This window comes from Stenotrophomonas sp. STEN063 (assembly GCF_056854515.1).
In genome coordinates this window covers 86,996-100,977 of the sequence record NZ_JBXFWF010000002.1, presented here as the reverse complement: position 1 = coordinate 100,977, position 13,982 = coordinate 86,996, and the positions used below count along the sequence as shown (strand labels likewise).

Below are 13,982 nucleotides of genomic sequence, written 5' to 3'. Positions count from 1 at the left end.
CGTGCGCGCTGTGCTATTGACCGAACCGAGGCACGCTGTTCGCACAAGGCCACTGCCGGCGCCGCATGGCGCCTTTGCGGTACGCTGTCGGAACTGGACGCATGCCGATACGGCGGGGTTGCATGAGAAGGAAATCGGTACTGCTCGCCGCCGGCGTCCTGGCAATAGCGGCGGGTGTTCTTCCATTGATCGGAGTGTCATGGGTGCAGCGCGAGCAGGCGCTGGGCGCACAGCAACAGCACCTGGACGATGTTGCTGCATCCACTGCAAAGCGCACCGAACGTACCCTGGATGATGCCAAGCGCGCACTTGTACGCGCAGGCAGCATTGGTCCTACCGACTGCTCGCCTGCACACCTGAAGATGATGGGCCAGGTGGTTGCCGACGCGCGCAGCATTGAGGACCTGGGCTATTTCGTGGACGGAGAACTGGTATGCACCCGGCTTGGCGTGATATCGCCGCCGGTGCCGGCCGGTGATGCGGACCTGGATCTTGGCGACGGCAGCACGCTTTCGTATGCCGAGTTGCCGAGGTTGTTCAGGGGGGAGCCCCGGGTCGAGGTCCGACGCGGCGATTACGGGGTGCTGATTACCCCGGGCCGGCTTACCGACCTGGTGATCACTACGCAGGTCGTGTACGGCATTGCCAGTCGTGACGGGCGGGTTCTTGAAGCCTCTGGCGTCGTCCAGCCGCAGGTGATTCAGATGCTGCTTGCGGGCAACCAGCCGGGCACTGGCGGTCAATACGCATTTTCCTCCCGGCCGGTGGCTGGCCTCGTTGCCTTTGCGTTGACTGACACCGCGCTGACCGGTGCCACCGCAGACTTGGAATGGCGTTACCTGCTTCCCATCGGCGCGGCAATCTCGCTGATACTGATCGGCCTCATCATCTGGGTGTCGAGGCAGCAACTGTCGCCCGCAAAGACGCTGGAGTTGGCGATCAGGAACAGGGAATTCGTGGTTCATTACCAGCCCATCATCAACCTGGCCAATGGACGGTGCATCGGAGCCGAAGCGCTGGTCAGGTGGCAGCGACCAGGTACGCCGATAGCATCCCCGGATCAGTTCATTCCGCTGGCGGAGGCAACCGGTCTCATCTCACCGCTGACCGACCTGGTGATCGATGTGGGTGTGGCAGAGATGGGCCACTACCTGCGCGGACAGGAAGATGCCCATCTCTCAATCAATATCCCCGCCAACGAAATGGAGAGCGGGCGTTTCCTTCATGGTTTGAATGCAGCGGTAGCGAAGGCAGGTTTCCGGCCGCAGCAGATCTGGTTGGAGATCACCGAACGCGGCTTCATCAATGCAGCAGCGGCTGCCGCAGTAATCGGCAATGCGCGCTCCCTCGGCTATCGGGTCACCATTGATGACTTCGGCACCGGCTATTCGAGCCTCTCCCTGCTTGAAGGCCTGTCGCTGGACGCACTCAAGATCGACAAGTCCTTTACCCGCGTCATCGGTGCTGATGCTGCGCAGAGCATCGTGGCAGATCACATCATCAACATGGCGCATGCACTGAAGCTGACGGTCATCGCCGAAGGAATCGAGACGCTGGAACAAGAAGCCTATCTGAAGCATTCCGGTGTGCAGTTCGGGCAGGGCTGGCGCTACGCGAAGGCGCTTCCCATCCACCAGTTCCTGGCCTTCACGGCAGGGAAGGGTGTTTCGGCAGCCGAAACCTGACGTCGCACGGAATAGCAACGCCGCTCGAAGCCGTTGGCCTGACAGTCTTCAATCATCACGCGTCACGAAGGCGGGAAGATAACTATGCCCGGCTGATGTGCACCGGCACTGATTTGTAGGAAGGCGTGCCACTGGCAGGGTCGATGTAGCTCAGTGGAATGAGGCAGTTCCCTTCCGGGTAATACGTCGCTACCGAGCCCCGGGAAATCTGGTAGCTGACGGCAATGACGTCCTCAAGAATCCTGTGGCCCTCGTTGTCCAGCGCCGTCCTGATACGGATCCGATCCCCTTGCTGGATCCCGCGCTCGCTCATGTCCGCTTCGTTCATGAACACGACATCGCGACGGCCGAAGACGCCCCGGTAGCGATCATCCAGGCTGTAGATCGTGGTGTTGTACTGGTCGTGGCTGCGGATGGTGGCCAGCCTCAGTACTGCGTTGTCGACGGGTTTCGGGTCTTCAGCCAGTCCCGGGAAGCGGAGGAACTCGGCCTTGCCAGAGCCGGTGCGCCAGATGCGTTCGGTAGGTGGCAAAGGCAGGCGGAAGCCACCGGGAATCCGGATCCTGGCGTTGTAGTCCGAAAAATCGGGGAACACCGCTTCGATGGCTTCGCGTATCAGGTCATAGTCGGCCACCATTTCCATCCATTGCACGCGACTCGATGGCAGGGTTGCACTGGCTATGCCGGCAACGATTGCCGGCTCTGAACGCAACTGCTCAGAGGCGGGTTTCAGCTTGCCCCGCGATGCATGCACCATCGACATCGAATCTTCCACGGTGACCGCCTGCGGCCCGGTGGCTTGAATGTCCAGCTCGGTTCGGCCGAGGCAGGGCAGGATGAAAGTGTTCTTGCAGACCAGCAGATGACTACGATTGAGCTTGGTCGCAACGTGTACCGACATCTCCAGGTTACGCATGCCAGCAAAACAGGCGTCGCCATCAGGTAGCGCGACTGCCAGATTTCCGCCGAGGCAGATCAGGACGGTCGAGCGGCCTTCGATGATGGCCTGCATCGCAGCAACGGCATCGTGGCCATGCTCGCCTGGCGCGCGGAACCCGAACCGCTTTTCGATTCGATCGATCATCGCGACGCTGGGCTTTTCGGTGATGCCGACGCTGCGGTCCCCCTGCACATTGGAGTGCCCACGTAATGGACAGATTCCCGCGCCGGGCTTGCCGAAGTTGCCACGCAGGAGCAGCAGGTTGGCAATCTGCTGGACATTCCTGGTGCCCGTGCTGTGCTGGGTAATCCCCATGCCGTAGGTGATGATGGTGGCGTTGGACTTGGCATAGGCCTGGGCGACCTTGCGCAGGTCGTCCTCAAGCAAGCCTGATTCGGACACGATTCCGTCCCAACTCGCCGCCTGCAGGTCTTTGGCGAGGGCGTCGAATCCCCGGGTGTGTTCTTCAATGAAGGCGCGATCCAGAATGCCGGCGTCTCCGCCCTCGGCAGCGTCCATCTCCAGCAGGGCCTTCATGATGCCTTTCAGTGCTGCGGCATCGCCGCCTATGCGCGGCTGCAGATAGGAAGAGGCGATCTCCGTTGCCCCGAGCGTCGCCATCTCCAGCGGATCCTGCGGATCGGCGAAGCGCTCCAGGGCGCGTTCGCGCAGTGGATTGAGCACGATGATGGGAGCGCCGCGGCGTGCAACCTCATGCAGCGTACCCATCATGCGGGGGTGGTTGGTCCCCGGATTGTGCCCGATGGAAATGATCAGCTCGCAGGCGTCGAAATCATCCAGGGAGACGGTGCCCTTGCCGATCCCAATCGATGACGGCAGGCCAACACTCGTGGCTTCGTGACACATGTTGGAGCAGTCGGGGAAATTGTTCGTTCCGAATTCACGAGCGAAGATCTGGTAGAGGAAAGCAGCCTCGTTGGAAGCGCGCCCGGAGGTGTAGAACTCGACCATGTTCGGGTCTGGCTGTTCGCGCAGGATCTGCCCTATCCGGCTGAGCGCCTCATCCCACTCCACCGCCTCATAGATGTCCTTGTCCGGGTTATAGGCCAAGGGATGGGTCAGGCGCCCTTGGTCCTCCAGCTGGAAATCTGTCATTTCCAGAAGTGAAGAAACGGTATTTGCCGCGAAGAACTCGGGGGTGACCCGCTTCTTGGTGGCTTCCCAGGTCACGGCCTTCGCGCCGTTCTCGCAGAACTGGAAAGTCGAGGTGTGCTTGCGGTCAGGCCACGCGCAGCCGGGGCAATCGAAGCCTTCCGGCTTGTTGGTCCGGAACAGCGTGATCGCAGCTTCCGGGGCGGCCATCTGATCACTGATCGCCTTGGCCGTTGCCCGCAGCGCCCCCCAGCCGCCTGCCGGAGCATCGTATTTGCGAATACCGGGGACGTCCTTCTCGCTCATGGTGATGTCTCACTCTTGTATTGGCACATCAAGGAAGGGGAGGGACAGCCTGAATCCGTGGTCCGGCCAGGACGATCCGATCTGGTCACTTGCGATGCGGGCCTGAAAGGCTGCTTTTGGCCAGCAACGCAGAATCAAGTCGAGACGAAGTGATCATCAAGCGGACCTCCCGGGTGGTAGCAACCGGACTTCATCCCGGTCAATGCAGCACTTCCAGCCATGGTTGCAACACTGAGCGTATGAATGTTGGCTTCATGTGATTTCCAGAACGGGCTTCTCTGGCTTTGGCCTGTTCGCTGCCTCCTATGCCTCGGCATTCCCTAGTCAAATCCAAGCAATCGCTCTGGATGTGAGTACACGTTGAATCGGTCACGGCGGGCGAAACCGATCAGGCAGATGCCGGCCGCGCTCGCCAGGTCGATGGCAAGTGCCGTCGGCGCGGAAACAGCAGCAACAACCGCCATGCCAGCGTGCGCCGCCTTGCTCACCATTTCGTAACTGGCCCGGCTCGATATGAGAACCAGGCCGGCGTCGGTCGATACGGAACCACGCCGCAGGCCGCCCACCAGCTTGTCCAGTGCATTGTGCCGGCCGACATCTTCGCGAACATGCGTGATTCGACCATCCGCCTGCACCCAGGCCGCGGCATGGGTGGAGCCGGTAGCCACGTTCATGGGCTGCATTCCGGGAAGCGACGACAGGGCCAACCGCAATGAAGCAAGCGGAAAGGTCGAGGGCCTCTCGATCGGGGGTATCCGGCGCATGACGTCCTCCAGCAGTTGTGCGCCACACAAGCCGCAGCCGCTGCGGCTGGGTAATGCACGGGCAGAACCTGCTTGCAGGGAGGCCGCCGGTGCTGTGCTGGCCACCTGCATACGAAGTTCGACGCCTTCGATGCAGGGGCTTACCTCGACCTCGATAAACTCGGCCGCATCGGTGATCAGACCTTCGGTCAGCGAGAAGCCGAGTGCCAGGTCTTCAAGATCTGACGGTGTGGCCATCATTACCGAGAAGGGCACACCGTTGTAATGCATCGCAACGGGCACTTCCTCGGCTACGCTGTCGACGATGGTGCTCCGCTCCCCCTTGCACCAGCGGAGTGTTCGTCTCGCGGCGACTCCCGGAGGCATTTCGTCGGCAGCAGTTGGATCGACTCTGGACATGCGGGCGGCGACCTGACGGCGTGGCTGGGCGATGTGGAGTTCTGGAGCGTGCGTCCTGGGTCGAAGAATAGCGCAAGCATGTGATGGGCGTGCCCAGGCGGGTGCAACACCATGGAACGCCCATCGGTCGGGTCGGTTGCCTATCAGGTGCTGGCCACGGCAAGCTTGGTGAATCGTCGGCGGGGAAATTGTTTGCCCCATGGCTGCCATGAAGCAGCCGACAGCATCCGCCTTTTATAAAAGCGTTGGGGAAACGCAGACCACCATGGTGACCACAACAGGCTCCACAATCGTCGTTTGCCTTGCTGCCTGTGCCGTCCTGGTCCTCTGCGAGTACCGTAGCTGGAAGCTTGCCAAAGTTTTGCTGAAGATCCTCGCCAGTACGGCATTCCTGGCCTTGGCACTTCAGCTCGACGCGACTGCATCTGCCTATGGTCAATTGATCCTGGTCGGACTGGGGCTTGGGTGGGTAGGGGACGTCTTGCTGCTGTCCCAGAAGAGCCAGCTTTTCCTGCTTGGCTTGGCCAGCTTCCTGCTTGCGCATGTGGCTTATGCGATAGCGTTTGCATCGCTGCCCTTTGCCAGCACGACGCTGGCGATAGCGTTCGCCGTCATCGGCTGTCTTGGAATCGCGGTAATCGCTTGGCTCTGGAGCTATTTGAAAGCCTTTTATCGCGTCGCGGTTGTGGCGTACGTGATAGCTATCGTTGCCATGTGCGCCCTGGCGATCGCCGCAAGCGCTGCCTCCGGAACGTGGCGGCTTGCAGTTGGTGCGGTGATGTTCGCGATCTCCGACATCGCTGTTGCCCGCAATCGTTTCGTCGCACTGGGTGCCAGCAACAAGCTCTGGGGACTGCCCTTCTACTATGTTGCCCAGATCATCCTCGCCTCGTCAGTTGCCGGAGTGCAAGCAAGCGCAGGCTGATTGCGACAGGGATACCAGCCCGGTACTGCAATGCGTCCGCCGACGGGCGACAATCCAGTGGAACGCCCAACCATGAGCACGCTCGCATGGGACTTCTGACCTTCAGCCTGAACATCACCCTGGACGGTTGCATCGACCATCAGGAGGGCATCGCCGACGACGAGACACACGCCTTCTTCAGTCGCCTTATGGATGAAGCCGGGGCGATGCTCTGGGGACGGGTCACCTACGAGATGATGGAGAGCTACTGGCCGGCAGTTGCTCGCGGCGAAGTGGAAGCCACGCAGGCGATGCGTGACTGGGCGATCGGGCTGGAGGTCAAGCCGAAGTACGTGGTGTCGTCGGTGCGAACAGCGTTCCCTTGGACCAACAGCCACCATATCGGCGGGGACTTGCGCACGAGCGTGCAGAAGCTCAAGGAGGCGACGCCGGCTGGCGTGCTGCTCGGTAGCGGCATGCTCGCTACCGAGTTGGATAGGCTGGGTCTGATCGACGAGTACAAGTTCCTCGTTCACCCCAGGATCGCCGGGCACGGCCCGACGCTTTACCAGCGCGGGCTGGCCAACACCCGGCGACTTGAAATGATCTCATCGACGCCGTTGCGCAACGGCGCGGTTGCCATGCATTACCGGCGCGCGTGCGGCTGACCGTGGCTTGCAACGTAACGCAATGTCTTTGCGATTTGGTGGACACCCGAAGCTGGCCCGGAAGCCAGCTTCTGGCGGCCGCCAAATCCTTGTCCCGGGTGCGCTGCGCTTACCCGGGCTACGTAGTTCAGGCCACTAGTTCACGCCGAACGATCTCTGCACCGGCACTGAGTGCATGCAGCTTGCCTCTGGCCACGTGGCGCGGCAGCGGTGCCATGCCGCAGTTGGTGGACGGATAGAGCTTGTCCGCATCCACGAACTGCAGTGCCTTGCGCAGGGTGCTGGCTACATCCTCTGGGGTTTCAATGATGTCGCTGGCCACGTCGATGGCACCCACCATCACCTTCTTGCCACGTACCAGTTCGATCAGATCAATGGGAACATACGAGTTCTGGCATTCCAGCGAGATGATGTCGATATTGGACTGTTGCAGCTTCGGGAAGGATTCCTCGTACTGACGCCACTCCGAGCCCAGGGTCTTCTTCCAGTCGGTATTGGCCTTGATGCCGTAGCCGTAGCAGATGTGAACGGCAGTCTCGCAGTTGAGCCCTTCGATCGCCCGCTCAAGTGCGGCAACACCCCAGTCATTGACTTCATCGAAGAAGACATTGAAGGCGGGTTCGTCGAACTGGATGATGTCGACGCCCGCTGCCTCCAGCTCCCTGGCTTCCTGATTGAGGATTTTGGCAAACTCCCAGGCAAGCTTCTCGCGACTCTTGTAGTGATCATCGTAGAGCGTATCGATCATCGTCATTGGCCCAGGCAACGCCCATTTGATCGGCTGCCTGGTCTGCTGGCGCAGGAACTTGGCATCTTCGACGAAGACCGGCTTCTGCCGGCTGACCGCGCCCACGACGGTTGGCACGCTGGCGTCGTAGCGATTGCGGATCCTGACCGTCTCGCGCTTCTCGAAGTCCACGCCATCCAGGTGCTCGATGAAGGTGGTGACGAAGTGCTGGCGGGTCTGCTCGCCATCACTGACGATGTCGATGCCTGCTTGCAGCTGTTCGTGCAGCGAAAGGCGTAGCGCATCCTGCTTGCCTTCAAGCAATTCTTGGTCCTGCAGCTTCCACGGTGACCAGAGCTTCTCTGGCTGGGCAAGCCAGCCGGGTTTTGGCAGGCTGCCAGCGGTTGAGGTGGGCAACAATTTCTTCATGGCGGGTAGATTCATTTTCCTTGGAGTGATCAGAGCGGGCAGGCAGCGGCCCACCGTTCCAGCGTCTGCCGGTGCGGCTTGATGAAATGCTCTTCGGTGAACCGTCCTTGCTTGATCGCCAGCTGACTGCGTTCTTCACGGTCATAGACAATCTTTGTCAGGGAGTAGTCCTGGTGCTTCAGGCTGGGCTGGTAAACACTTCCTGCCGCAGAGTTGGCGTTGTAGATCTCGGGCCGGTAGATCTTCTGGAAGGTCTCCATCGTGCTGATGGTGCCGATCAGTTCCAGGTCGGTGTAGTCGCCCAGCAGGTCACCAAAGAAGTAGAACGCCAGCGGCGCAACGCTGTCCGGCGGCATGAAGAAGCGGACCTGCATTCCCATCTTCGCGAAGTATTGATCGGTTGAGGAAAGCTCGTTCTGCAGGTACTCCACGCCGAGCGCGGGGTGGTGATTGGCGGTGCGGTGGTAGATCTTGCTGCTGGATGCGCTGATGCAGATCACCGGCAGCTTGTTGAAGTTCTCCTTGTAGGCGCGCGAATTCACGAAGTGCTTGAACAGCTTTCCGTGCAGGTCGCCAAAATCATCCGGTGTGGAAAAAGCTGTCCGGTTGCTGTTGTAGTCCGGCAACAGCACGCTGAAGTCATAGTCACGCACGTAGGACGAGAAGTTGTTGCCAACGATTCCTTCGATGCGTGTCTTGGTTTGACGGTCAACGATGCTTGTCTTCAGTATCTCGATCAGCGGAAATGCATCGGTCTGGCCTGCGCCCAGTACGTCCATCTCGGCCGAGATGATCTCAAGCTCAACGGAATAGCGGTCTCCCATCGGGTTGTCCCAACCGGCAAGGCTGTTGAACCGGTTGTCTATCATCCTCAGCGTATTGCGCAGGTTTTCCTGGCGACTGTTGCCCCTGGCCAGATTGGCGAAGTTAGTTGTCAGCCGCGTACTGTCCAATGGCTGGTAGTTTTCATCGAAGCGGATGCGCTTGATGCTGAATTCAAAACTGTCTTTCATGGCGGTGCACTACCGTAGGTTCTGCGGATAGGGGCCGGCACAGCGCTGCGCTGATGCGGCAGGGGATTTTGCTTTCAGGCAGCGACGATGGCTCTGGCGGGGCGTGCTTCGGTGCCGCGTGTCAGCTCGATGACCGGCAAAGCGCGTTCTACCGCCAGCCTGGCCCGTTCAAGCAGCTCCGCGTTGTGCAGCGTGTGACCGGCAAAGTCCCTGTCGGTCGCGTACACGCCCAGCGGCAAGGTTCGTGCCTGGAAGAAGCTGAAAAGTGGCCGCAGCTGGTGGTCGATCATCAGCGCATGGCGCTCGCTACCGCCGGTGGCGGCCAACAAAACGGGCGTGTCGATCAATGCGTCCTGATGGATAAAGTCGAAGAAGTGCTTGAAGAGTCCCGTGTAGGAGCCGCGATAGACCGGCGTCGCCACCACCAGCACATCCGCCTGCTCGACTGCTGCCAGTCCGAGTTCCACCGTATCGGGCAGTTCGCTGCGTCTGACCGTGCCGGCCATGTGCCGGGCTAGCTGGCCCAGCTCGACGAGCTGGGTTTCGCAGTGAACCTCGGCTGCAATCAGCTTCGACAGATGCTCGACCAGGGCTGCGGCCTTGGAGGGGCGCTGCAGCCCGCCGGAAACGGCGACGACGCGAAGTGGGGGAGGGTGTGTCATTTCTGCCTTCATGGGAGCTGGATCGTCAGTCAGCTGAATGGAGCAGCTGGTGAGGTTCGATCCTAGTTACAGATTTCCATGAGGTAAAATGGTTTAATTTCACGATTCCATGAAGAAAATTCATTCACATGCTTGAGCGCATCCATCTGAGCATCGTCCAGCAGGTCGAGAAGCAGGGCTCGTTGACTGCGGCCGCGGGCGTGTTGAACCTGACCCAGTCAGCCCTCAGCCATAGCATCCGCAAGCTGGAACAGCAGCTGGGTACCGACATCTGGCTGCGCGAAGGTCGAAGCCTGCGGCTCACCCAATCCGGGCAGTACCTGTTGGCGGTGGCCAACCGGGTGTTGCCACAGCTGGACCTGGCCGAAGAGCGCCTGGGTCAGTTCGCGCAGGGTGAGCGCGGTGCACTGCGCATCGGCATGGAATGCCATCCCTGCTACCAATGGCTGCTCAAGGTGGTATCGCCCTATCTGGCTGATTGGCCGGACGTGGACGTGGACGTCAGGCAGAAGTTCCAGTTCGGTGGTATCGGCGCGCTGTTCGGCTACGAGATCGATCTGCTGGTTACGCCCGACCCATTGTTCAAGCCGGGCCTGAAGTTCGAGCCTGTGTTCGACTACGAGCAGGTGCTGGTCGTGGCCAAGGACCATCCATTGGCGTCGGCGGCTTACGTGAAGCCGCAGCAGCTGGCCCGCGAGGTCCTGATCAGTTATCCGGTGGACATCGAGCGCCTGGATATCTACAGCCAGTTCCTGCTGCCGGCAGGCATCACTCCCCGGCGGCACAAAGCCATCGAAACCACCGACATCATGGTGCAGATGGTGGCCAGTGGCCGCGGCGTGGCCGCGCTGCCACGCTGGTTGGTGGAAGAATATGCAAGCAGGATGGACGTGCTGCCGGTGCGGCTGGGCGCACGCGGGATCGCCAAACAGATCTTCCTCGGCGCGCGTGAAACGGACACCAGCATCGATTACGTGCGCGCCTTCATCGAGCTGGCCCGGCACTCAACCGCTGTGGCTGCCTCGACTATTGGGCAGGAGCAGGCAACCAGATAGGTTGGTTGAACCCCGAGCAATAACGTCATGGAACCACGCCTTGCCTCGCCCGTTCGATCAGAGCGCGTGGGGGGGCTGAATCGAAAGCCACCACTGCAATACCTTTGAATCATCCCGTCATGCATAGCCTTCCGAACAACATCACTGCTGGCTACTCGTTGGAAGTTGGCGCCAAGGCCATTCCAGCGCTGACTGCAGCTGCTGCCCGGATAGCGCCCGGCTCAACCATTTTCATTCCCTACCTGCCGGGTGAAGACAATGCCGCCCGACTGGCCGCTGCCGCGACAGTTCGCGGATTGGGCTTTGAGCCCCAGCTGCATATACCGGCGCGCCGAATCGCCTCGCTCGCTGAGCTGGAGTCGTTCATCGCCCGGGCGGTCCATGAGGCGGGTGTGGAGCGTTGCTTCGTGATTGCCGGGGATTCGCCCAGCCCCAAGGGACCGTTTGCCGATAGCGCGTCATTGATTGAAACCGGTGTGCTGGAACGCTCAGGCATCAAGCTTGTTGGCGTGGCCGGGCATCCTGAAGGTCACCCGGTGATGAGTGAAAGCCAGCGCTGGCAGGTGCTTGAACGAAAGTGCAGCAGCATCGAGAACCGTGGCATGGCACCGCTGATCGTCACCCAGTTTGGCTTTGATGCCGACATCGTGTTGAGGTGGCTGGCCGCGCTGCGCGAGCGCGGCATCGGTCAGCCAGTGCGGGTAGGGGTGCCAGGCCCAGCAGGGATTGCCGTGCTCGCGCGCTATGCGGCGATGTGTGGTGTCAGTGCAAGCGCGTCGATCTGGTCCAAGTACGGCATCTCGATCGGCAAGCTGTTTGGAACGGCCGGGCCGGATCGGTTTGTTGAGCGCCTGGCCAGCGGGCTGACGGAAGCGCATGGAACCGTAAGCCTGCATATCTTCCCGTTTGGCGGCATCGACCAGTCCCTGGAATGGGTTGAGCACTACCGCAACCAGCGCTGATGGCCGCTACGACGCGGCTTTGCGGCTCTCGGGATGAAATGACGTGGCCAACGGCAGGTGCGATCATGCGCGCTTGTCACCGCGTAGAGACGGCATGCAGGAGCAAGCAAAAAAACTGTCCGTGATGGTGGTGGAGGACGACGATGAACTGCGCGAGAAGATCCTTGTTCCCGGGCTGAGGCAGGCGGGCTTCGAGGTCCATGGCGTGAGCTGTGCAATGGACTTGTACCGGGCGTTGAGTCTCCGTCCCCATGATCTGTTCATCGTGGACGTCGGCCTGCCGGATGAGAGTGGCTTCATGGTCACGCAGCATCTGCGCAAGCTTGGTGATGTGGGCATTGTGATGCTGACCGGTCGGCGCGGCTCGGAGGACCACGTTCGCGGGCTGGAAGAGGGGGCGGACGCCTATCTCTCCAAGCCGGTGAATATCGATGTGCTTGCCGCCACAGTGCGCAGCGTCCTGCGGCGGACGTCACCGGGTATGCACACACCCCTTCCGCGTGATCCAGCCCGGGCAGGATGGGGCTTGATCGCACAGGGCTGGCGCCTCTTGTCGCCTTCGGGGACAGAGGTGGCCTTGTCCGAGGGGGAGCGCCTGTTCCTTGTCATGCTGGATGACGCCAACGGAGGCGTGGTGGCACGGGACCTTGTCCTCCAGCATCTGGGCAGCGGAGGAGAGGACTTCGATCTCCACCGCCTTGAAATGCTGATCCATCGCCTGCGACGCAAGGTCCACGCCACGACCGGAAGCGAGTTGCCGCTTACCACGGTCCGCGGGATCGGCTATCTCCTGCTCCTGTAGACAATCTCTGCCTTCGGCGGTTCGGCTCCGCGCCCTTTGCAGAGTTGCTGGTAACTGTTCCATCCTAATGTTGGACGGAGAGAAAGGTGAAGAGATCAGGGATGGACAAGAAACTGTCGGTGCCAGCTGAAAGCGTGTGGGGCGTCGGCCCGCGGCTATGGCGGGGCTTGCTGGAATGGTTGCGTGACGTACCCATCGCCGATCCGGTCAATCGGCGCAATGCGCCCATGCTCCAGCTGATCGCCTTTCTTCTGGCGGCATTGCCGGCGGCGGCCTGGTGTTACCGGGCGTTCCTGGTGGACATTCCCTGGCGGCCCGGTGAAGTGACCAGCATGGTGCTGAGCCTGTCCGTGATCTGCGTTTCGGCAATGAGCTTCTTCCTCATTCGCAAGGGGAAGTTTGAGGCCGCAGCATATGCATTGCTATGCATCTTCAGCGTGACCTTGATTCCTGCGTATTTGAGCTCCGGCTTTGGAGCGCAGCGTTTTGATCAACCCGTACTGGCGATCTGGCTGGCCATCGCGGCGCTGATTGTCGGGCGCTTGGCGCTGTGGTTGATGTTCATGTGCATCACCATGGCCTTCTTCCTGGGCATATGGGTCGACATTGGCCGCCAGGGGGAAGCGGCTGCGCTTCTGGGCGACGCTGCCTTCAGTACAGCGATGTTCCTGATGATCGCGGTCGTACTTGACCGAAGTTCGGCAGCGCTGCGTGAGAGTTTTCTCGAGGCAAGGCGGCGCGGGGATGCGCTGGATACTGCCAACCAGCGTCTGAGCGAAGAAATGGCTGAGCGCGAGAGAACCTTCGCGCAGCTGGTCCAGGCACAGAAGATGGAGGCCGTCGGCAGGCTTGCAAGTGGCGTCGCCCATGACTTCGGCAACGTTCTGGCGGTTGCAGGCGGCTACGTACACAGCGGTCTACGCAGCGATGATGGCGTGCGGATGCGCGAGTCCCTGATTGGTGTGGATTCGGCGCTGGCACGTGCCAACCTGATGATGCGTAGGCTGCTGTCCCTGGTGCACCATGAGGATGGGATCGAGGAGTGGTTCGAGCCCGGTGAAGCGTTGAAGGCGCTCCTGCCAATGGTGCGGCAGTTGATGGGGCCGGAGGTGAAAGTTGACATGGAACTGGAAGCTGATCTGCCGCCTGTGTTCTTCGACCGGATGCAGTTCGACCTGATGGTCCTCAACGTGGCCGCGAACGCGGATCACGTGATGCCCGGTGGTGGCGACTTCACTCTGCGGGCGCGAAACGATGGCGGTCGTTTTGTGCTGGATCTTGCTGACACCGGCACAGGCATGGAGGCAGAAGTGTTGGCACGCGCTTTCGAGCCCTTCTTTACCACCAAGCCCCGGGGGCAGGGCAGCGGGCTTGGTCTGTCCGTTGTGCACGACCTGCTCGTGCGCGCGGGGGGAAGTGTCAGCGCGCACAGCGATGTTGGAATCGGAACAACGGTTTCCATGCACTTTGCCAGCGACCTCGCAGATGCTCCCGACACAGTGCCCGAAAGCGGGCGGTGAGCGCGATCGTCCACCGGCCCGGTGCCTGCTTCG

The 13,982-nt window shown here is 60.9% G+C and carries 12 protein-coding genes; 7 read left to right on the top strand and 5 right to left on the bottom strand.

Features of this window, described 5'->3' with window-relative positions:
* Positions 1-122 precede the first annotated feature (122 nt).
* The gene (locus AC1VWL_RS01250) at positions 123-1,685 is read left to right on the top strand and encodes an EAL domain-containing protein (protein ID WP_482985464.1); all 1,563 of its coding nucleotides are present in this window, start codon (positions 123-125) and stop codon (positions 1,683-1,685) included.
* 82 nt (positions 1,686-1,767) lie between these two features.
* On the opposite strand, the gene AC1VWL_RS01245 is transcribed toward AC1VWL_RS01250, so the two are convergent.
* Both AC1VWL_RS01245 and fdhD read right to left on the bottom strand, forming a co-directional pair.
* The gene (locus AC1VWL_RS01245) at positions 1,768-4,044 is read right to left on the bottom strand and encodes an FdhF/YdeP family oxidoreductase (RefSeq protein ID WP_482985463.1); all 2,277 of its coding nucleotides are present in this window, start codon (positions 4,042-4,044) and stop codon (positions 1,768-1,770) included.
* Positions 4,045-4,364: 320 nt separating this feature from the next.
* Positions 4,365-5,207 (bottom strand): formate dehydrogenase accessory sulfurtransferase FdhD, encoded by an 843-nt coding sequence (fdhD, locus tag AC1VWL_RS01240; RefSeq protein WP_482985462.1) that lies wholly within the window; start codon positions 5,205-5,207, stop codon positions 4,365-4,367.
* 199 nt (positions 5,208-5,406) lie between these two features.
* Between fdhD and AC1VWL_RS01235 the strand changes: the two genes are divergently transcribed.
* Both AC1VWL_RS01235 and AC1VWL_RS01230 read left to right on the top strand, forming a co-directional pair.
* Entirely contained in the window at positions 5,407-6,132 is a 726-nt protein-coding gene (locus AC1VWL_RS01235; protein WP_482985461.1) for a lysoplasmalogenase, read from the top strand.
* Positions 6,133-6,218: 86 nt separating this feature from the next.
* On the top strand, positions 6,219-6,779 hold the full coding sequence (locus tag AC1VWL_RS01230) for a dihydrofolate reductase family protein (protein WP_482985460.1): 561 nt from the start codon (positions 6,219-6,221) through the stop codon (positions 6,777-6,779).
* A 127-nt stretch (positions 6,780-6,906) separates the two neighbouring features.
* On the opposite strand, the gene AC1VWL_RS01225 is transcribed toward AC1VWL_RS01230, so the two are convergent.
* The 3 genes from AC1VWL_RS01225 to msuE form a co-directional block, all read right to left on the bottom strand.
* On the bottom strand, positions 6,907-7,935 hold the full coding sequence (locus AC1VWL_RS01225) for a methionine synthase (RefSeq protein WP_482985459.1): 1,029 nt from the start codon (positions 7,933-7,935) through the stop codon (positions 6,907-6,909).
* 29 nt (positions 7,936-7,964) lie between these two features.
* Positions 7,965-8,948, bottom strand: coding sequence for a DUF1852 domain-containing protein (locus AC1VWL_RS01220; RefSeq protein ID WP_482985458.1), 984 nt, complete (start codon positions 8,946-8,948; stop codon positions 7,965-7,967).
* A gap of 74 nt (positions 8,949-9,022) precedes the next feature.
* The gene (msuE, locus tag AC1VWL_RS01215; protein ID WP_482985486.1) at positions 9,023-9,610 is read right to left on the bottom strand and encodes an FMN reductase; all 588 of its coding nucleotides are present in this window, start codon (positions 9,608-9,610) and stop codon (positions 9,023-9,025) included.
* 128 nt (positions 9,611-9,738) lie between these two features.
* Between msuE and AC1VWL_RS01210 the strand changes: the two genes are divergently transcribed.
* The 4 genes from AC1VWL_RS01210 to AC1VWL_RS01195 all read left to right on the top strand — a co-directional run bounded on the left by AC1VWL_RS01210 (position 9,739) and on the right by AC1VWL_RS01195 (position 13,949).
* Positions 9,739-10,665, top strand: coding sequence for a LysR family transcriptional regulator (locus AC1VWL_RS01210; protein ID WP_482985457.1), 927 nt, complete (start codon positions 9,739-9,741; stop codon positions 10,663-10,665).
* A gap of 119 nt (positions 10,666-10,784) precedes the next feature.
* Positions 10,785-11,627, top strand: coding sequence for a methylenetetrahydrofolate reductase (locus tag AC1VWL_RS01205; protein WP_482985456.1), 843 nt, complete (start codon positions 10,785-10,787; stop codon positions 11,625-11,627).
* Between the two features lie 94 nt (positions 11,628-11,721).
* Positions 11,722-12,429, top strand: coding sequence for a response regulator transcription factor (locus tag AC1VWL_RS01200; protein WP_481533752.1), 708 nt, complete (start codon positions 11,722-11,724; stop codon positions 12,427-12,429).
* Positions 12,430-12,530: 101 nt separating this feature from the next.
* Positions 12,531-13,949 (top strand): sensor histidine kinase, encoded by a 1,419-nt coding sequence (locus tag AC1VWL_RS01195; protein WP_482985455.1) that lies wholly within the window; start codon positions 12,531-12,533, stop codon positions 13,947-13,949.
* Positions 13,950-13,982: the final 33 nt, after the last annotated feature.